This is a genomic window from Acidovorax sp. M14, assembly GCF_049331375.1.
Taxonomy (GTDB): domain Bacteria; phylum Pseudomonadota; class Gammaproteobacteria; order Burkholderiales; family Burkholderiaceae_C; genus Acidovorax.
The window spans coordinates 3,854,975-3,875,003 of record NZ_CP186263.1; the positions used below are offsets into that span (position 1 = coordinate 3,854,975).

14 protein-coding genes are annotated in these 20,029 nt (G+C 66.5%); 3 read left to right on the forward strand and 11 right to left on the reverse strand.

All coding sequences use genetic code 11. From position 1 onward, the window contains the following. Positions 1–40 precede the first annotated feature (40 nt). The 8 genes from ACOYR4_RS17955 to apbC all read right to left on the reverse strand — a co-directional run bounded on the left by ACOYR4_RS17955 (position 41) and on the right by apbC (position 11,128). Positions 41–673, reverse strand: coding sequence for a TorD/DmsD family molecular chaperone (locus ACOYR4_RS17955; protein ID WP_422847530.1), 633 nt, complete (start codon positions 671–673; stop codon positions 41–43). After that, positions 670–2,739: a 4Fe-4S binding protein gene (locus ACOYR4_RS17960; RefSeq protein ID WP_422849687.1), complete on the reverse strand. Its 2,070-nt coding sequence runs from the start codon at positions 2,737–2,739 to the stop codon at positions 670–672. The genes ACOYR4_RS17955 and ACOYR4_RS17960 overlap by 4 nt, the downstream gene beginning before the upstream one ends. After that, positions 2,699–3,445: a DUF3306 domain-containing protein gene (locus ACOYR4_RS17965; RefSeq protein ID WP_422847531.1), complete on the reverse strand. Its 747-nt coding sequence runs from the start codon at positions 3,443–3,445 to the stop codon at positions 2,699–2,701. The genes ACOYR4_RS17960 and ACOYR4_RS17965 overlap by 41 nt, the downstream gene beginning before the upstream one ends. Continuing rightward, entirely contained in the window at positions 3,438–3,995 is a 558-nt protein-coding gene (locus ACOYR4_RS17970) for a DUF3305 domain-containing protein (RefSeq protein ID WP_094291277.1), read from the reverse strand. The genes ACOYR4_RS17965 and ACOYR4_RS17970 overlap by 8 nt, the downstream gene beginning before the upstream one ends. 81 nt (positions 3,996–4,076) lie before the next feature. Then, positions 4,077–6,968 carry a formate dehydrogenase subunit alpha gene (gene fdhF / locus ACOYR4_RS17975; protein WP_422847532.1) on the reverse strand — a complete coding sequence of 964 codons (2,892 nt, stop codon included), beginning with the start codon at positions 6,966–6,968 and terminating at the stop codon, positions 4,077–4,079. Then, complete coding sequence (locus ACOYR4_RS17980) at positions 6,965–8,863, reverse strand: NAD(P)H-dependent oxidoreductase subunit E (RefSeq protein WP_422847533.1); 1,899 nt, start codon at positions 8,861–8,863, stop codon at positions 6,965–6,967. The genes fdhF and ACOYR4_RS17980 overlap by 4 nt, the downstream gene beginning before the upstream one ends. Positions 8,864–9,048: 185 nt before the next feature. Further along, positions 9,049–10,002 (reverse strand): LysR substrate-binding domain-containing protein, encoded by a 954-nt coding sequence (locus ACOYR4_RS17985; protein ID WP_422847534.1) that lies wholly within the window; start codon positions 10,000–10,002, stop codon positions 9,049–9,051. A gap of 34 nt (positions 10,003–10,036) precedes the next feature. After that, on the reverse strand, positions 10,037–11,128 hold the full coding sequence (gene apbC / locus ACOYR4_RS17990; RefSeq protein ID WP_015015437.1) for an iron-sulfur cluster carrier protein ApbC: 1,092 nt from the start codon (positions 11,126–11,128) through the stop codon (positions 10,037–10,039). 122 nt (positions 11,129–11,250) lie between these two features. Here apbC and ACOYR4_RS17995 point away from each other — a divergent pair, with 122 nt between their 5' ends. After that, positions 11,251–11,823, forward strand: coding sequence for a restriction endonuclease (locus ACOYR4_RS17995; RefSeq protein WP_422847535.1), 573 nt, complete (start codon positions 11,251–11,253; stop codon positions 11,821–11,823). A gap of 103 nt (positions 11,824–11,926) precedes the next feature. Further along, positions 11,927–13,198: a patatin-like phospholipase family protein gene (locus ACOYR4_RS18000; RefSeq protein WP_422847536.1), complete on the forward strand. Its 1,272-nt coding sequence runs from the start codon at positions 11,927–11,929 to the stop codon at positions 13,196–13,198. 20 nt (positions 13,199–13,218) lie between these two features. On the opposite strand, the gene ACOYR4_RS18005 is transcribed toward ACOYR4_RS18000, so the two are convergent. Next, positions 13,219–14,358, reverse strand: coding sequence for an SMP-30/gluconolactonase/LRE family protein (locus tag ACOYR4_RS18005; RefSeq protein ID WP_422847537.1), 1,140 nt, complete (start codon positions 14,356–14,358; stop codon positions 13,219–13,221). A gap of 174 nt (positions 14,359–14,532) precedes the next feature. On the opposite strand from ACOYR4_RS18005, the gene metG reads away from it, so the two are divergent. Further along, positions 14,533–16,623 carry a methionine--tRNA ligase gene (gene metG, locus ACOYR4_RS18010; RefSeq protein WP_422847538.1) on the forward strand — a complete coding sequence of 697 codons (2,091 nt, stop codon included), beginning with the start codon at positions 14,533–14,535 and terminating at the stop codon, positions 16,621–16,623. 114 nt (positions 16,624–16,737) lie between these two features. Here the strand turns inward: metG and ACOYR4_RS18015 are convergent, their stop codons facing one another. Both ACOYR4_RS18015 and ACOYR4_RS18020 read right to left on the reverse strand, forming a co-directional pair. Continuing rightward, positions 16,738–19,071 carry an integrin gene (locus ACOYR4_RS18015; protein ID WP_422847539.1) on the reverse strand — a complete coding sequence of 778 codons (2,334 nt, stop codon included), beginning with the start codon at positions 19,069–19,071 and terminating at the stop codon, positions 16,738–16,740. A 250-nt stretch (positions 19,072–19,321) separates the two neighbouring features. After that, complete coding sequence (locus ACOYR4_RS18020; protein WP_422847540.1) at positions 19,322–19,963, reverse strand: YitT family protein; 642 nt, start codon at positions 19,961–19,963, stop codon at positions 19,322–19,324. Positions 19,964–20,029: the final 66 nt, after the last annotated feature.

The window sequence follows — 20,029 nt, forward strand, 5'->3', positions numbered from 1 at the left end:
TTGTAGCGGTCGAACTAGGGTTTACGAGCACTCCAAGGGATCAATCCAACATGTCGAAGCCCTGGGTCTCCACCGACACAAAGGCCCGCGTGAAGTGCGCCACACCCGCATAAAACCGTGCTTGTGGCTGTGCAGCCAAGGCATCGCAGAGTTGCAAAACCCAGGGCTGCAGATGCGTTGAAAAAAATTCACGCTGGGATGTCAGGTTGCAGACAGCTACATCGTCTCCCGCGATCAAGTAGCGCATCACCTCCAGCAGGTAGGCCACATGGTCTTCGGTCTCGGGCATGGCCTCATCCCGCGCCAGGCCCAGTTGCTGCAGATCGGTGCGCAGGCGCGCCAGCGGCTTTTCATTGAGAAACCCGCTGAGGTAGTGCGAGCCGTACAGAAACACTTCAGGCTTGCCCACGCCGCCAAACAGCCGATCAAACTCCTGCGCAATCTCGGCGTCGCTGAGCGCACGCGACGCTGCCACGAGTTGCTGCCAGGGCTCCTGCAAAAAGCCCCCGCTGGCGGGCGCCTCGGTCACGGCCACGCGCAAGGCGGACAACAGCTCCGGGCTGGGCGCCGCGTAATACAGCTGCGATAACAAACCGTACAGCTCGGCGCGGGCGGTTTCCTCATCGAGCGCAGAGCTGCCGCCCAGGGGAGTCAAGGTGGATGAGGCGCTCACAGGTCGGTCACTTTCGTCTCGTTTTCTGCGGAATACAGGTCGATCACACGGCAGTCGCTGCACATCTTCAAGCGCTCCAGCGCCTCGCCCTGGAACATGGGGTGGCCCGAGAGCTTGCCGAGCATGGCCTCGATGGCTTTCACCGTGCCAAAGGGTTTGCTGCAACGCACACAGGCCCAGGGCTTGGCCTCGTTGAGCACCCGCAGTTGCGCGCGCTCGGGCGTGAGCAGCAGGCGCGGTTGCAGGGTGATGGCGTCTTCCGGGCAGGTGGTGGCGCACAGGCCACACTGCACGCAGTTCTTTTCGATGAAGCGCAATTGCGGCAGCTGCGGGTTGTCCTGCAGCGCACTGGCGGGGCACGCGCTCACGCAGCTCAGGCACAGGGTACAGCGGTCTTTGTTGACCTCGATGGTGCCCAGAGGGGAGCCCACCGCGGGCAGCGCAATAGCCGCAGGCCGCTCCGCCACGGGCATGGGGGCTTGCTCCGTCAGGTGGTCGAGCGCCATCTCCAGCGTGCTGCGCTTCTCCTGGGCCACCGCAAAGCGGGCCGCCACGGCCGGGGTCTTCTGACGCGTCTGGCCCAAAGCCTGCAGTGCTGCGTCCAGCGCGGTGGGGTGGTTGGCGCGCAGCAATTGCACATGGGTGCCGGTGTAGCCCAGCCCACGCAGGATGACCTGCGCCACATCCATTTGCGCCTGCAGGCCATCGAGGTACTGCGGGGCTTCTTCGTCGGTGCTCAGCACCACCACTTGCGAAGCACCGTAGGAGATGGCACTCAGCCACAGGTCTACCCCCGTGCTGGCCGTGTGCCACAGAGCCACCGGGATCACGTTGGCCGGCACGCCGTGCGCCAGCTTCAGCTGGGCAGCGCGCCCCAGTTCTTCCACCAGCGACTGGCCGCGCTCCTGGCTGTGAAGCAGCACCACCGCATCCTTGCCACCGGCAGCCGCGTAGGTGGACAGCAGCGTCTTGAGCTTGGTGCCCTGATCCGTTGCGCTGGGGTAGGCATAGGTCAGCGCGCCCGTGGGGCACACGGTGGTGCAGGCGCCGCAGCCCACACACAGGTTGGGGTTCACCTTGATTTGCTGGCGGCTCTTGTCGCTGGCGATGGCCTCGGCCGAGCAGATGTCCACGCAGGCATTGCAGCCCACGGTTTCGTTGCGGCTGTGGGCGCAGAGCTTTTGTTTGTAGGCAAAAAACTTGGGCTTCTCAAACTCGCCCACCAACTCGCGCAGCTTGAACAGCGTGCCCAGGTCCCGCCCGTCCCAGCGCAGGTACCCCTGCGGCAGCGCATGCTGCAAGAAGGTGGGCGTGGCGGTGGGCGCACGCAGGTCCAGCACCAGGTCAAAACGCTCTATCTGCGCCGTGGCATCACGGGTGAAGTCGATGGCGCCCGCCACCTGGCACACCTTGACGCAGGCACGGTGCGACTGGCAGGCGGCCAGGTCGATCTGGTAGTCGAGGCCGATGGCATTTTCAGGACAAGCCGCCACGCAGGCGTTGCAGCGGGTGCACAGGTCCAGGTCGATGGGGTTGTCGGCCGACCAATGCAGCTCAAACGCGCCCAACCAGCCCGTGAGGCCCGTGATGCGACCACCCAGCACAGGATAGCGCCGCGCCTGGGCGCCGCCGGCATTGCCGGGGCCTTGGGTGAACAGCGTCACATCGAGCACATCCGACACCAGGGCAGCGGCCTGCTCGGCCTGGTCCAGCGGGCCGATGATGAGCAAGCGGCCCGTGCTCTTGTAGGTGACCGTAGGCACGGGTGGCGGGTCGGGCAGACGCGCGGCTGCCAGCAGGGCGGCGATCTTGGGGCTGGCCTTGGCGGCATCGCGGCTCCAGCCCCCGGTTTCGCGGATGTTCACAAACCGGATGGGCGACACCGCCCCTTCGGTCTGCTGGCCCAGGTCGCCAAACAGGCGCTGCTCCTGGGTGCAGGCCACCACCACGTCCTGCCCGGACTGGATGGCCTTTTGGAACGCCCCTGCGTCGCGCCGGCACAGGGTGGAGTGAAGGGTCAGGTCTTCATGCAGTGCCTCGCCCAACGCCTTGGCGTTGAGGGGCATCGTCTGGTTGCAGTCGCAAATGAGCGTCGTGGTCATTGTGGGTATGGCTGGCTGGCGTGACCACCGCATCCTGGGCAGGGCGCGGGGCCACCTCAGGCTCGCTGGAAGAAACGCTAGGAACAGCGTTGCATACCCGGGACTGTGCCACGTCTGCGGGGCCTTGCGCCTCCGCATCATCCCGAGGCTGACTGGCCGGCGGGGATATTGGGGCCACAGCAGCCGCATCCGGCGCCTGTTCGCCCGGCAGACCGGGTGCAGCGGCCGATGCCTTTTTCTCGTGGTCAAAGAAGCCGAGCGCATGTGCGCTGGCCATCTTGCGCAGCATGCCCGCGGGCAGCGGGTCGGGCTGGGTGTAGTCGCCGACGTAGATGTCCAGACCGTCCATCACATTGAAGTGCGGGTCGGCAAACAGCTTCTTCATGGCCAGGTTGCGCACCTCGGGCGACACCGCGCGGGACACGAATGGTTTGAAGTCCGATGCGGGGGTGAGCGCCTCGGCATCCGCCAGCGTGGGCGGTGATGGCGCATCGGGTGCCGGGGTGACGGGGGCAGCTGGTGCAACCGCAGACACTGGCGCTGGCGACGGGCTTGGAGGCGCTATCTGCGGTGCAGGGGTGCGTGCAGGCGACGGAGGGTCCTGAACAGCCTTGCCCGCCTGCACATCCTGCTTGCGGCGCGACCAGCGCCCAAGGAATCCATCAGCCATGGCCGCCCCCTCCGCCTCCACCACGGAGCTTCTCCGTGGACACCGAGGCCGGGTTGCCAAAGCGGTCCTGCAAGGTGCGGAAGCTGTCCGGACGCTTGCGGCGCTTGGGCTCGGGCTGGTAATGCTCGGCCACAAAGGCACGCAGCGCCTCCACCACCTCGGGGTCGGCAGGCACCTGCTCGACCGTTTCCTGCGCGTCCAGCCAGCGGCCAGCGTCGTGATAGCTCAGGCTCACCGCCACGGGGCGGGCCAGGGGGATAGCACCGGTGCCTGTGTCTTCATCGCAGCGCCACATCACAAACCAGCAGGGGGCCGGAGAAGTGAGGTTGAGGTGGTAACCCTCGGCGTCGTCGCGGAACAGCTCCACGCGAAAGCCGGGGAACAACCAGCGCTGCTCGCGCTCGTCCTGGATCAGCGGCCGGGGTTCGCTGCCGAAGGTGGGTTCGTGGACCACCACCTCGGCCAGCGACCACCGCCAGGGCTGCCAGCGGTTGTCGATGTGTTCGCACCGCATGATCACGGCAACGTCGGTGTAGGGGCGCTCTGTCATGGGCTGCGACTGTACCCCGGAGGAACCCAGCGCCCCCAGCGCGCCGCGCAAAGCCCCACAGCCAGCGTACAGATCGCGGTGTCAGCCCGGCACGCTAGTGGTCTGCAAGACCTCCACCGCCACGGCGCAATATTTGAACTCAGGGATCTTGCCAAACGGGTCCAGCGCCGCATTGGTCAGCAGATTGGCCGCTGCCTCCACGTACGCAAACGGCATGAACACCGTGCCGCGCGGCGTGCCGTCGTCGCGGCGCACACGCACCTGCACCATGCCACGCCGGGAACGAATACCCACCAGCGACCCGGGCTCCACGCCAAGCCGCGCCAGCTCGTCGCCGTGCAGCGACGCTGTGGCCATGGGCTCGATGGCGTCGAGCACGCTGCTGCGCCGCGTCATGCTGCCGGTGTGCCAATGCTCCAGCTGGCGGCCGGTGATGAGCACGAGCGGAAAGTCGGCGTCGGGCTTTTCGGCCGCCGGGATCACGCTGGCGGGCACCAGTTGCAGGCGACCCGTGGGCGTGGGGAATTTGTCGGTGAAGACAATGGGTTGGCCAGGGTCATCGGGCGTGAGGCACGGGTAGGTCACGCTGGAGTCGCGCTCCAGCCGGTCCCAGGTGATGCCCTCGATGCTCGCGTGCATGGCCTGGCGCATTTCGTCGTACACGGCGGCCACGCCGGATTCCTTGCCCTCGTAGTTCCAGCCCAGTCCCATGCGCTGCGCGATCTGCTGAATGATCCACAGGTCCGGGCGCGCGCCACCCGGCGGGCTCAGCGCGCGGCGGCCCATCTGCACCATGCGGTCGGTGTTGCTGGCGGTGCCGGTCTTCTCCGGCCAGGCACTGGCGGGCAGCACCACGTCGGCCAGCCAGGCGGTTTCGGTCAAAAAGATGTCCTGCACCACCAGGTGCGACAAGCTGGACAGAGCGTGGCGCGCGTGGTTCAGGTCAGGGTCGCTCATGGCCGGGTTCTCGCCCATGATGTACATGCCGCGCACCTTGTGCGGGTCGCTGTCGTCTGCCAATGCCTTGTGCATGATTTCCACCACCGTGTAGCCGGGCGCTTCATCCAGCGGGGTGCCCCAGAAGTCCTCAAACCACGCATGCGCCCCGGCGTTGTCCACGCGCTGGTAGTTGGGGAACATCATGGGGATGAGCCCCGCGTCGCTCGCGCCCTGCACATTGTTCTGGCCGCGCAGCGGGTGCAGACCCGAGCCGGGCTTGCCGATCTGGCCGGTGACAGCGCACAGCGCGATCAGGCAGCGCGCGTTGTCCGTGCCGTGCACGTGCTGGCTCACGCCCATGCCCCACAAAATCATCGATGCCTTCGCCGTGGCAAACGCCCGCGCCACCTCGCGCAGCGTCTCCGCCGGGATACCGCACACGGGCGCCATGGCTTCGGGGCTGCAGCCCATCACGTTGGCCTTGAGGGCTTCGAAGTTGTTCGCGCGATCTTTGATGAAGGCTTCATCCACCAGGCCTTCGTCGATCACCGTGTGGATCAGCGCATTGAGCATGGCCACATCGGTATCGGCCTTGAACTGCAGCGTGCGCCAGGCGTGGCGGCCGATGTCCGTGATGCGCGGGTCGGCCAGCACGATTCTGGCCCCGCGCTGAGCGGCGTTCTTCATCCAAGTCGCGGCCACCGGGTGGTTGGCCGTGGGGTTGGAGCCGATCACAAAGATCAGCTCGGCATGCTCGACATCGTTCACCGGGTTGCTGACTGCGCCCGAGCCCACGCCTTCGAGCAGCGCGGCCACGCTGGACGCATGGCACAGCCGCGTGCAGTGGTCCACGTTGTTGCTGCCAAAGCCCGTGCGCACGAGTTTCTGGAACAGGTAGGCCTCTTCGTTGCTGCCCTTGGCCGAGCCAAAACCCGCCAGCGCCTTGCGGCCATGCGTGTCGCGCAGGGTCTTGAGCTGGCCTGCGGCCAGGTCCAGCGCCTCGTCCCAGGTCGCTTCGCGGAAGGTGCCCTGCCAGTCGGCACCGTACGGCCGCACCTCCTTGGGCACACCGGGCTTGCGGATCAGCGGCACCGTGAGGCGGTCGGGGTGGTGGGCGTAGTCAAAACCAAACCGCCCCTTCACGCACAGGCGGCCGTGGTTGGCGGGGCCGTCGCGGCCTTCGACGCTGACGATCTTTTCATCGCGCACGTTGTAGGTGATGAGGCAGCCCACGCCGCAGAACGGGCAGACCGAATCGACCTTGCGGTCCACCTTTTGCGAGCCGATGTGCGTCTTGGGGCTGAGCGCGCCCGTGGGGCAGGCCTGCACGCATTCGCCGCAGGCCACGCAGGTGCTTTCGGCCATGGGGTCGTCGAGGTCGAAGACGATCTTGCTCTCCGCGCCGCGCAGCGCGTAGCCAATCACGTCGTTCACCTGCTCTTCGCGGCAGGCGCGCACGCAGCGGTTGCACTGGATGCAGGCGTCCAGGTTCACGGCCATGGCGGGGTGGCTCAGATCGGGCGCGGGTTGCTCGCGGCGCAGGGCTTTGAGGGCCGGGCGCACCGAAACGCCCAAGCGATCAGCCCAGGCGCTCAGTTCACCGTGCTGCCCTACCGCCGGGGCATTTTTTGAATTCAATTCGCCTGTAGCGCTAGATGCACATGCGCTAACAGCTATCAATTCAGGAGCATCTGGTTCGTTATCGTTCCATTGATAGCCCACGTCCGGCATGTCGGACAACAGCATCTCCACCACCATCTGCTGGCTCTTGCGGGCGCGCGGGCTTGCGGCCTGCACTTTCATGCCTTCGGTCGGTGCGCGGCAGCAGCTGGGCGCCAGCGTGCGCTCACCCGCAATCTCGACCACGCAGGCACGGCAGTTGCCGTCGGGGCGCAGGCCGTCGGTGTAGCAGAGGTGCGGGATCTCCACGCCGTGGCGCTGCGCGGCTTTCAAGATGGTTTCGCCAGGATGGGCGGTGACGGGCTGGCCGTCCAGCTCGAAGGCCACGCCTGGAGTGTGGGGCAGCGCGCTCATGGCTGGCCTCCTTGGGGCAGTTGCTCCGCCAGCGGGCTGTTGCGCGGCTTGGGCAGGTCGCCCGGCCAGGGGCCCTCGCCCACCTCGTGGGCAAAGTACTTGTGGATGCAGCGGATGGGGTTGGGCGCAGCCTGGCCCAGCCCGCAGATGGAGGCATCGCCCATCACCTGCGCCAGGTCGTCCAGCAGTTCTTCGTCCCACTGCGGTGCCTGCATCAGCGTGGCCGCCTTGGCCGTGCCCACGCGGCAGGGTGTGCACTGGCCGCAGCTCTCGTGTTCAAAAAAGCGCATCACGTTCAGCGCCGCTTCGCGCGCGCGATCGTGCTGGCTGAGCACGATGACGGCGGCCGAGCCGATGAAGCAGCCGTAAGGCTGCAGCGTATCGAAGTCCAGCGGAATCTGGTTCAGGCTGGCGGGCAGGATGCCGCCCGAGGCGCCGCCGGGCAGGTAGGCATAGAGCTGGTGGCCGTCCAGCATGCCGCCGCAGTATTCGTCGATGAGTTCCTGCAGGGTGATGCCCGCAGGCGCGAGCTTGACGCCGGGGTGCTTCACCCGGCCACTCACGCTGAAGCTGCGCAGCCCCTTGCGCCCGTGGCGGCCAAAGCTGGCAAACCACTGCGGGCCGCGCTCCACGATGTCACGCACCCAGTACAGGGTTTCAAAGTTGTGCTCCAGCGTGGGGCGGCCAAACAGCCCCACCTGCGCGATGTAGGGCGGGCGCATGCGGGGTTCGCCGCGTTTGCCCTCGATGCTCTCGATCATGGCTGACTCTTCGCCGCAGATGTAGGCACCCGCGCCGCGCCGCAGCTCGATGTGGGGCAGCGGGCATGGCGGCTCGGCCCGCAAGTCGTCCAGGGCCCTTTGCAGCAGCGCGCGGCAGCCGTGGTATTCGTCGCGCAGGTAGATATAGACGGCCTCGGTGCCCACCACCTGGGCGGCGATGAGCACGCCTTCCAGAAAACGGTGCGGGTCACGTTCGAGGTAAGTACGGTCCTTGAAGGTGCCGGGTTCGCCTTCATCAATATTGACGGCCATGAGGCGTGGCGCGGGCTGGTCCCGCACGATGCGCCACTTGCGCCCGGCCGGGAAGCCCGCGCCGCCCAGGCCACGCAGGCCGGAGTCTTCCATGGCGGACAGCACCGCCTCGACATCCATCTCGCCATTGACCAAGGCGGCAGCGGTCTGGTAGCCCCCGTGGGCGCGGTAAGTGGCGATGTCGGTGTACGCGGGGCTGACGCCCTCGGGCTGCGCAGGCACGCTCGCCTCCACACACTCAGCAATATCAAAATTGATAGCACCTTGGGCGTATGGATGTAGCGCTACCGACCGATTGGGCTTCAAATCGACGACTTCCAGCACACCATGAACCGTGGCGTGGGGCACCGGGCACTGGTGCACCACCGCCACGGGCGCCTGCTCGCACCGCCCCACGCAGGGCACGGCCAACACCTGCACATCACTCTGCCCGGCCGCACGCAGGCGCTCGGGCAGCGCAGCCAGCAGCTCGCGCGCGCCCGCCATGCTGCAGGTCAGGCTGTCGCACACCCGCACCACAAGGCGGGGCGCCTGAGCTTCCTCGCCGCGCACGATCTCGAAGTGGTGATAGAAGCTCGCCACCTCGTACACCTCGGCCATCGGCAGGTTCATCTGCTTGGCGAGCGCAACCAGGTGCCGGTCGTGCAGCACGCCAAAGTGGTCGTTCAGGCGGTGCAGGTATTCAATGAGCAGACTGCGCCGAAAGCCCGTGGCCGGGCGCGGGCCCAGCAGCTGCGCCACCTCGGCCATGGCTGCGTCTTCGGGCTGGCGGCCCTTGAGGCGGCTTTTGCGGCGGATGCGCTCGCGCATGTCGTTGACCGACACAGCGGCGACGGTGGGGGCTTCGGGGGCAAGATCCATGGACCGGGGGCGTTGATGTGGTTGTATGCAGGCACCTGCATAGGGCGCCTGGGCCGCCGCAGTGTCGGCCACGGGCGCCTGCGGCGTCAAATTGCCGATGCACATGGGTCGATCACAAAAACAAATGAAACAGCCGCGTTAACAACGGCCCATGAATCAAACACCGCAACCCGTGCGGTCAGCGCTCAATCGGCGACCAGAAGCCCACTGTGCGCTGCGGCGTGCTGCAGCCAGTCAGGGTCCTGCGCCAGCGCCAGTGCCGCATCGAGGGCGCGCGTGGGCTGCACCTGCCGGTGCGACATGAATCCGATGGGCGTGGTCAGCACCGGGCCCGTTAGCGGCAGCGCCTCCAGCCCATCGTGGCCGCGCACGGCATCGACCAGCGCACCTGGCAGGACGCTGCACACCTGGCCTGCCACCACGCTCAGCGCCAGGGTCAGCACCGAATCGGTTTCCATGGCGGGCATGACCGTGGCGCCTGCAGCGCGGAAGGCGCCATCAACCAGGCTGCGGTTGTGCATCTCGGGGGTGAGCAGGCACAGCGGCAGCGCCGCCGCATCCGCCCAGGCCATGGGCGGGCCGATCTGCAGCCCGCGCGGCGAACCCTTGGGGCGCGACGCGCGGCGCAGCAGAAAGTAATGCTCCACATACTGCGGCCAGGCCCGCAGCGGGCCGCCGCGTGCGGGCATGCGTTCGGTGTAGCCCAGCGCCAGGTCTAGCGAAATGTTTTCCAGCCCCGCCTCCAGCGCCTGCGAGCTCATCGACAGCGCCACCGGCACGATGCCCGGGTGCCGCGCCTGCAGCTGCGCCGCAAACCGCGCCAGGATGGGCATGGCGGTGGGCACCGCGCCCAGGCGCAGCGTGCCGCGCGGGTGGGCGGCGTCGCTGCTCAGGTCCTGCTGCAGCACCTGGTGCTCGTGCAGCATGCGCTGGGCCGTGGCCAGCACCCGCTCGCCCTCGGGCGTAAAGCCTTCAAAGCTGCGGCCCCGGCGCACCACCACCACGCCAAACTCTTTTTCCAGCGCGCGCAGCGCGTTGGACAGGGCCGGCTGCGTGATATGACAGGCCTGCGCCGCCCGGCCAAAGTGCCGGTGCTCGTGCAGCGCCACTAGGTAGCGCAGGGACGCGAGCAGGTTCATGGCGCAGCGCGGCGATTTGGGCGGCTCGGGAGGATCAGGTGTTCTTGCTGATCGAGATGGTGGGGAACTTGCTGGAGAAGTCCTTGGCCTGCTGGGCGATCTTCACCGCCACGTCGCGCGCCACCTTCTTGTAGATGGCGGCGACTTCACCGTCCGGGTCGGCCACCACGGTGGGCTTGCCGCTGTCGGCTTGCAGGCGGATGCTCATGTTCAGCGGCAGCGCGCCCAGGTAGTCCATGCCATAGTCAGCGGCCATCTTCTTGCCGCCATCGGCGCCAAAGATGTGCTCCACATGGCCGCAGTTGCTGCACACGTGGGCGGCCATGTTCTCGACGATGCCGAGGATGGGCACGCCCACCTTCTCGAACATCTTGATGCCCTTCTTCGCGTCGAGCAGCGCGATGTCCTGCGGGGTGGTGACGATGACGGCGCCGGTCATGGGCACGCGCTGGCTCAGGGTGAGCTGGATGTCGCCGGTGCCGGGCGGCATGTCGATGATGAGGTAGTCCAGGTCTTTCCAGTTGGTCTGGCGCAGCAGTTGCTCCAGCGCCTGGGTGGCCATGGGGCCGCGCCAGATCATGGCTTCGTCCTGGTCCACCAGAAAACCGATGGACATGACCTGCACGCCGTAGTTCTCCAACGGCTCCATGGTCTTGCCGTCGTCGCTTTCGGGGCGGCGGTTGATGCCCAGCATCATGGGCTGGCTGGGGCCGTAGATGTCGGCGTCCAGCACACCCACGCTGGCGCCCTCGGCGGCCAGGGCCAGGGCCAGGTTGGCGGCCGTGGTGCTCTTGCCCACGCCACCCTTGCCCGAGGCCACGGCGATGATGTTCTTGACCTGGGGCAAGAGCTGCACGCCGCGCTGCACGGCGTGGGCGATGACCTTGGTGGTGATGTTGACCGACACGTTGTCCACCCCGGCCACGCCCTTGGCGGCGGCCACCAGCTGGCGGCGCAGCTCGGGCACCAGGCTCTTGGCGGGGTAGCCCAGTTCCACGTCAAAAGCCACGTCGCCACCGGTGATCTGCAGGTTGCGCAGGGCGCGGGTGCTGACAAAATCCTTGCCCGTGTGGGGGTCCAGCACGCTGGAAAGTGCGGCCAAAAGGCCCTGTTCGGTGACTGACATTCAAATAACTCCTGTGGGGCCGGTAGTCTATTCCCAAGCTCCCGCCCCCTGCCGCTGAAGGACAATGCGCACCGCATTGCACCGTCGCACTCTTCCCCAAAAGGCCTCCCGTGAAATTCAAGATGTCCGAAAACTCCCTGTTTGCCGTCCTGCTGCGCTCGCCGTGGTGGATCAGCTTTGTGGTGGTGGGCCTCATCGCGCTGGCGGCCGGGGCGTTGCTGCCCAAGGAATACTTTGTGGTGGGCGCGCTGGCGGGCTTCCCCATCTTTGTGGTGGGCTGCATGGCCGCCTGGCGGCAACTGCGCGCGCCCAACCCAGCCAAGGTCGTGGAAATGCTGGAGGCCGTGGGCAGCATGCCCTGGCGCAGCTTTGCCAACACCCTGGCCACCGCCTGGGAGCGCGCGGGCTACAGTGTGGAACGCCTGACTGGCAACAACGCCAACGGGGCCGATATGCGCCTGAGCCAGGGCGGCAAGACCACGCTGGTCAGCGCCAAACGCTGGAAGGCCGCTACCCACGGGGTGGAGCCGCTGCGGGAGCTGCACACGGCCATGACCGCCGCTGATGCTTCAGCGGGCGTGTACGTGGCCGCCCTGGGCCAGGTCAGCGAGAACGCCCACGCGTTTGCCCGCGAGCACGGCATTGTGGTGCTGCAAGGTGACGCGGTGGCGCAGTTGCTGCTCAAGCAGCGTTAAGACCACCCCACCCCCTGTGGGGTGGCCCGCACATGCGGGTTTTCCCACATGAACGGCGCCGGGGGCCCCTCCACACTGGGGGCCTCACACCCTCCGACCGTCCATGCCGTCCACATCCTCCACCGCAGCCCCTGGCACCGCGCCCTCTGCACCCGCCACGGGCCTGCTACTGACCGGCGGCGGTGCCCGTGCCGCCTACCAGGTGGGGGTGCTGGAGGCGATTGCCGACCTGCGCCAGGCCTGTGGCGAAGCGCACGGGCCCAACCCCTTTCCCATCATCACCGGCACCTCGGCGGGGGCCATCAACGCGGCCGCGCTCGCCTGCGGGGCGGACCACTTTGACCGCGCCGTGCGCCGCATTGCCCGCGTGTGGCGCCAGTTCCATGCCAGCCAGGTGTATGGCGCCGACTCGCTGAGCGTGATGCGCAGCGGTGCGCGCTGGCTCACGCTGGTGTCGCTGGGCTGGGCCTTGGCACGCTGGCGGCGCATGCGGCCCAAATCGCTGCTGGACAACTCCCCGCTGGAGAAGCTGCTGGTCAAGATGGTGCCGCTGGTGCGCCTGCCCCGGCTGATCCGCAAGGGGCATCTCACCGCGCTGGCCGTGACGGCGTCGAGCTACAGCTCGGGCGAGCACGTCACCTTTTTTGAAGCGGCCACGCCCGTCAAGCCCTGGGTGCGTTCGCAGCGCAAGGCCGCCAGCGACCGCATCACGCACGAACATCTGCTCGCGTCCTCGGCCATTCCCTTCATCTTTCCGGCCAAGGGCATCGAGGTGGATGACCACATCGAATACTTTGGCGATGGCTCGATGCGCCAGTCGGCGCCCATCGCCCCGGCCATCCACCTGGGGGCCGAGCGAATCCTGGTGATCGGCGCAGGCCGCATGCACGAGCCCAAGGGCGACGCTGCCGCCAACCCCACACCCAACTACCCTACCCTGGCACAGATCGCGGGGCATGCGCTGTCCAACATCTTTCTGGACGCGCTGGCGGTGGACGTGGAGCGCGTGCAGCGCATCAACCAGACCCTGTCCCTCATCCCCGAAGAAAAGCGCCTGCACAGCGCGCTGCGCCCTATTGAGCTGCTGGTGATCGCCCCCTCCCAGCGCCTGGACGCAGTGGCGGCGCGCCATGTAGGCGACCTGCCCGGCCCTGTTCGCACCATGCTGGGCGCGCTTGGAGTCACCTCCAACATGGCCGATGTGCGTGGCGCGGCGCTGGCCAGCTACCTGCTGTTCGAGTCCGGCTACACGCAGGAACTGATGGCCCTGGGCCGGGCCGACACTCTGGCCATGCGGGCCGAGGTGTGCCGGTTTTTTGGGTGGACGGATACCGGTGCCGAGGTCAAGACCCGGCACCATGGGGAACCCGCCTGAGGCGCCCCTTAGCTTGAGCCCTAGGGCTTGGGCAACCAACCCAAACCATGCGCGTGCAGGCTCTGCACATATAGCCGGTCAGCCGTCTCGGTGATGGCCGTGGTCTCCGGGTAGGCGCCGCTCGGGTCCTGCAGGTCGGCCACCACCTTGCCGTCGTCGGTGAAAGCAATCACATGGCCGTAGGGCTGGGGGATGGGCCACAGCGCACGCGGCAGGCGCAGGGTGAGGCTGCGCAGCCAGGGCTTGCCCGCCATGTTGTCGATGGCCGCACCGCGTGGCTTGGCAAAACCCAGCCACACCTTGCCGCCCAGCCCACGCATCAGGTTGTCGGGGTAGCCGGGCAGGTTGTCCAGCAGCACGCGGGCCTGGGAGCTGGGCTGGCTGCCGGTGCGGCCATTGACCTGGCCGATGTCCAGATCATTCGCATCCACCGCAATCTTCCACACCCGGTATTTGCCGGTTTCGTTGACGAACAGGTGCTTTTCGTCCTGGCTTAGCGCCACGCCGTTGGCAAAGCTGATGCCGCGCGCCACCACGCGCGTGCTGCGCGTCGCGGGGTCGTATTCGATCACCCGGCCCGTGCTGGCCTGCTCCAGGATGTCGAGCACGCTGGCTTCAAACGTACCGCCCCAGTCCTTGGGGGCAAAGCGGGTGGAGGCATCGCTCAGGTACATCTTGCCGTTCTGGGCCACCACCACGGCGTCGGCGTAGCGGATGGGGTCGTTACCCACCTTGTCGGCCAGCACGGTGAGCTTGCCGTCCGGTGCGATGGACAGCAGGCCCTTGACCGCATCGGCCGCAATCAGATTGCCCACCGCATCAAAGTCAAAGCCCAGCACCCGCCCGCCGGTGTTGGCAAACACTTCCTGGCCCGAGCCGTCGGGGTTCATGCGCAGGATGTTGCCGCTGAGCACCGTGGTGTAGAGCTTGCCGTCCTTGCCCAAAGCGATGTGCTCCGGGCCCACCTCGCCCTTCAGGTCGATGATGTTCAGCCGCGCCAGGCGCTGGTTGGGCGCATGCACGCCCTGGTAGCCGGGGGCCACAGGCGCGGCCCACGCCACCGGCTGAATGGGGACCGGCCACGCCGCCAGATAGGCGGCCACCGCCACCACGACGCCACCCACGCCCCATCCCACCCGCTTTGCCCATGTGCTGGCCATGTGTTGTCCCCTGTTGTTGGTTGGAATGCGGGGCATTGTGGGGCCACCGGCGGGCTGAACGCACGCCCTGATTGGCACCTGCGCGACCCGGCCTTGGCAGATCAGAACCCACAGCCGCCCAAAGTGCTGTCGACCGCCTAAAATCGCGGGTTCCGCCTGAGAAAGCTGCTTTTCATGACGACCTCCGCCCGCAAACTCTTCGTTACCACCGCCCTGCCGTATGCCAACGGCAACTTCCACATCGGCCACATCATGGAATACATCCAGGCCGACATCTGGGTGCGGTTCCAGCGCATGCAGGGCAACGCGGTCAACTTCTGTGGTGCCGACGACACCCACGGCGCGCCCATCATGATTGCCGCCGAAAAGGCAGGCAAGACACCCCAGCAGTTCGTGGCCGACATCGCGGCGGGCCGCAAGCAGTATCTGGACGGTTTTCACATCAGCTTTGACAACTGGCACAGCACCGACGCGCCCGAAAACCACGACCTGGCCCGCCAGATCTACCGCGACTTGCGCGACCGCGCCGACGGCAGCCTGATCGAGGTGCGCACCATCGAACAGTTCTTCGACCCCGAGAAGAACATGTTCCTGCCCGACCGCTACATCAAGGGCGAATGCCCCAAGTGCCACGCCAAGGACCAGTACGGCGACAACTGCGAGGTGTGCGGCACGGTGTACGCGCCCACCGACCTGATCAACCCCTTCTCGGCCCTCTCCGGCGCCAAGCCCGAACTCAAGCACTCCGAGCATTTCTTCTTCAAGCTCTCGGACCCACGCTGCGTGGAGTTTCTGGAGAACTGGACACAAGACGGCAAACTGCAGCCCGAGGTGGCCAACAAGATCAGGGAATGGTTCACCGTCCGCACCAACCCCGACGGCACCACCAGCGAAGGCCTGGGCGACTGGGACATCAGCCGCGACGCGCCCTACTTCGGCATCGAGATCCCGGACGCACCGGGCAAATACTTCTACGTGTGGCTGGATGCGCCCGTGGGCTACCTCGCGTCGCTGAAGAACCTGCTGGAAAAGCGCGGCGAAAGCTACGACGCCTACATGGCCGACCCAGCCATGGAGCAGTACCACTTCATCGGCAAGGACATCGTCACCTTCCACACCCTGTTCTGGCCCGCCATGCTGCACTTCAGCGGCCGCAAGACGCCGAACAACGTGTTCGTGCACGGCTTTTTGACGGTGAACAACGGCGAGAAGATGAGCAAAAGCCGTGGCACCGGCCTGGACCCGCTCAAGTACCTGAGCCTGGGCATGAACGCCGAGTGGCTGCGCTACTACCTGGCCGCCAAGCTGTCGGCGCGCAACGAAGACATCGACTTCAATGCCGAAGACTTCATGCTGCGCGTGAACAGCGACCTGATCGGCAAGTACGTGAACATCGCCAGCCGCGCAGCGGGCTTCTTGACCAAGCGCTTTGACGGCAAGCTCACCAGCAACTTTGGCACCACAGGCGCTGCCCTGCTGGCCGAGGTGCGCGGTGCCAGCGACGCCATCGCGCAGATGTACGAAACGCGCGAGTACAGCAAGGCCACGCGCGAGATCATGCTGCTGGCCGACAAGGTCAACGCCTACGTGGACCAGAACAAGCCCTGGGACCTGGCCAAGGACGCCGCCAACAACGAGGCGCTGCACCAGGTGTGCTCGGTGCTGGTCAACGCCTTTGCCACCCTCACCCGCTACCTGGCCCCCGTGCTGCCGGGCTTGGCCCAGGCGGTGCAAGGCTTTGTGGGCGTGAACATGCAGCAGTGGACCGTGCAGGGCGACGTGCAGGCCATCCAGCCCTACCAGCACCTGATGCAGCGCGTGACGCCCGAGCAGCTTGAAGCACTGTTTGAGCCCCCAGCGCAAGCAGAGCAAGCGCCAGCAGCTACTGAAACCGTAGCAACCCCTGGTGGTGAAGAACTCGCCCCCACGATCACCATCGACGACTTCACCAAGATCGACCTGCGCATCGCGCTGATCGTGAACTGCGAGCCGGTGGAAGGTTCCACCAAGCTGCTGCGCCTGACGCTGGACGTGGGCGAAGGCCGCATGCGCAATGTCTTCTCCGGCATTGCCAGCGCCTACAAGCCCGAAGACCTGGTGGGCAAACACACCGTGATGGTGGCCAACCTGGCCCCACGCAAGATGAAGTTTGGCGTGAGCGAAGGCATGGTGCTGGCCGCCAGTCATGGCGATGAAAAGGCCAACCCTGGCATCTACGTGCTCAACCCCTGGCCGGGCGCCACGCCGGGCATGCGGGTGCGGTAAGGCACGCAGGGCTGGTAAATACAGCGACGGTCAAGGGTACCGGGGGGGCGCTGAGCCCCCCATGCGCCGAATGAGAACAGGGCAGCCCGGTGACGACTGCCCTTCAGCAAGCGCTCAGTACAGATAAACCGCGCCCGCGTTGGTGCTGCTTTCGTCCGCCTGGTTGCCACCAATGCCAGTCGATCCGCTGTCTTCGGTGGACGCACCCACGGCCAGCGTAGTGCCGTCCCCCGATATCGCCACACGGCCACCAAACCGGTCACCGGGGCCGGTGTTGGGCGCCTTCAGGTAGGCCTGTTGCGCCCAGGTGCCCGCACTGCGGCGGAACACCAGCACAGCGCCAGCATCTGCGGCCGTGGTGTTGGCCTGGTCACCATTGAATCCGCGCGCATTGCTGTCGTCGCGGTATGACGGCACCACCAGCGTGTTTCCGTCGCTGGACATGGCCAGGTTGTTGCCGAAACGATGGGGCGTACGGGTGTTGGAGGCTTTCAAATACGCCTGTGACTGCCAGACGCCACCTGCGCGAATAAACACAAACACCGCGCCAGAGCTGAGTGCCAGGGTGTTGCTGGGCGGCGGCACGACGAAGGTGCCGGTGTAGTTGCTGCTGTCTCCATCCATGCCAACCGCCAGCGTGTTGCCGTCGCCCGACAGGATGACCGACACACCGAAGCGGTCCTGTGCCTGGGGGTTGGGGGCCTTCAGGTAGGCCTGCTGCGACCACGCCCCTGCATTGCGCTGGAACACATAGGCCGCACCAGCGTTGGTCAGGGTGTCATCCGCCGGATCACTCGCCAGGGCGCTGCGCTCGAAGAACGCGCCTACCGCCAAAGTGTCTCCCGCGCCCGACAGGCTGAGGTAGATGCCGAAGAAATCTCCCGCACCCGCGTTGGACGCCTTGAGGTAGCTTTGCTGCGCCCAGCTGGTGCCCGTGCGGGTGAAGACGTAAGCCGCACCGGACGCAGCATAGGCGGCATTGCCGTGTGTTCCGGTCAGGTCGCCATCCTCGTTGTAGGCCCCGACTGCCAGGGTGTTGCCGTCGTTCGAGAGGGCGACGAACGAGCCGAAAAGATCGTCGGCATCCGCGTTGTTGGCCTTGATGAATGCCTGCTGCGACCAGACCGCACCAGCGCGCGAATACACATAGACAGCGCCTGAGCTGCTGGCCAGGTTGTTGGTGGCGGGCATGGTCGCAAACGTGCCCTTCTGGTCGCCGCTCTCGCCATCCGCGCCAATGGCCAAGGTGTTGCCGTCGGCCGACAGCGCCACGGCATTGCCAAAATAGTCGTTGGCCTCGCCGTTGGGGGCCGCAATGCGTGCCTGCTGCGACCACGTGGCGCCGCTCTTCGTGAAGACGTACACCGCGCCGGTGTTGCCCCCCTCTCCATACGCCCCCACAGCCAGGGTGGTGCCGTTGCTGGACAAGGCCACACGGTTGCCAAACCGGCCTTCCACCGTGGTCGCCGATGCCTTGAAGTACCCCACGGCGCGCACCATGTCGGCCGCCACAGAAGTTGACGGGGCACTGCAGCCCCCCGCATTGCAGGCCTGCACGGTATAGGTGGCATTCAGCCGCAGATGCAGCTGCACGGGTACGGCATAGGTCAGCCCCGTGGTGGTGGTGGATCCGATCTGCACGGGTGCCGACGGGCCTGCGCCATCCGGGTCCTCGTACACCGTGTAGCTGGTGGCACCCGGTGCCGAAGTCCACGAGAAGACCAGGGCCTTCGTTCCGTAGCCAATGCCCAGGCCACCCGGTGCCGGTGGGGCTGGCGGCGGTGGGGGCGGTGGCGGAGGCGGGGTATAGATCGTGCTGCAGAGCACCCTCACCTGGGTGACCGGCGCCACGGCGACTCCGGTGCCAGCTTCGACCGAGCAGGCCTGATCCCCAGGCTGCGCAACCACCGTGACCGCGTAGGCGCTACCGTGAGAGACCAGAGATTCAAACCGGAAAGCGCCGTTCTCTGTCAGCAGCAGATCAGCAGCGCCGTTCAGCCGCAGCCTCAATGCGCCCGCCAGGCCCGTGACGGTCCCACCCACGGCATAGGTGTTGGTGGTGCAGGTCACCCGGATGTTGGAGACAGGGCCCGTCACCACGCCCGTGCCGTTTTCCACCACGCAGGTCTGGCCCACTGGCTGGGTGCGCACAACGATGGTGTAAGTCTGCCCCTGCGCAACGTTGGTGACATAACTGCCGCTGGCCGTGATGGTCACTTCCGCACCTGCTCCGTTGGCGAGCACCAGCGTGCCCGTCAGCCCCGTCACCGTGCCCCCTACCGGATGCTGCACCACGGAAGGTGGTGGGGGTGGAGGCGGTGGCTCGGCAGATTCTCCGCCACCGCCACAAGCTGCCAGGGCGCCAGCCACGACCAGGGACAACGTCCGGGCCGCACCGGCAAGCCTCGCACTCAAGGCCTCGGCCGTGGCGGAAAAATTTCGATACATCAGGGGTTCTCCGGGTCTGTGAACGGGGGGGACGCTTCACCCCTCGGGAGGCACAGACGGGTCCGGCTCCCTCGTGCGGATGCAGGCGGGGTGCCTGGAACTCTATGGCGGGAGGACGCGCAAGCGCACCCCACTGAAGCAGGGTTGACGCAGGGAATGGAATGGCCCGAAGGCGTTGGGCGGGGCCCAGAACCCCAGGCTCTCGCTCATCGTACGAGGCGTTCAGCCACCACGCGGATGGCTCTCTTTCTCAATGGCCCACGTAGCGGCCCGGCCGGTGGCTGATCCACAGGAACCCGCTCATCACCAGCACTGCCAGCACCGAATACGCCACCCGCTCCACCGGCACCACGAACAACGCGAGCAGCACCACGGTGCCGTCAATCATCATCTGCACCTTGCCCGCACGCATGCCGTGGCGGCCTTGCAGGTACAGCGACACCACCGTGGCCCCGCCCAGGCTGGATCGGTGGCGTGCCAGAAACAGGCAGCCCGTGCCCAGCAGCAGCCCACCCAGCAGCGAGGCGAACAGCGGGTTGAGATAGTCCACATGCATCACGTGCGGGAACAATTCGGTCAGCAGCGACAGCAGGCCCACGCAGACAAAAGTCTTGATCGTGAACTCGCGCCCCATGCGCGTCCAGGCGAACCAATAGAACGGCAGGTTGACCACAAAGAACAGCTTGCCAAACGAAATGCCGGTGACGTAATGCAGCAAGAACGCCACGCCCGCCGTGCCGCCCACCAGCAGCCCCGCCTGGTTGAACAGCATGAGCGCCATGGCCACAAACAAGGTGCCTGCGAACAGGGCCTGGGCATCTTCAAAGGCGCCATGGCGCAGGGCGGACAGTGGCGGGGCAGTGTCGTTGGCGGTTGGCGGGGTATCGGGCATGGGCGTTCAGCGATGGGTGGCGTGGCAAAGGCGCGGAGGCTTTCCGCCGGTGGAGCACTAGGAACT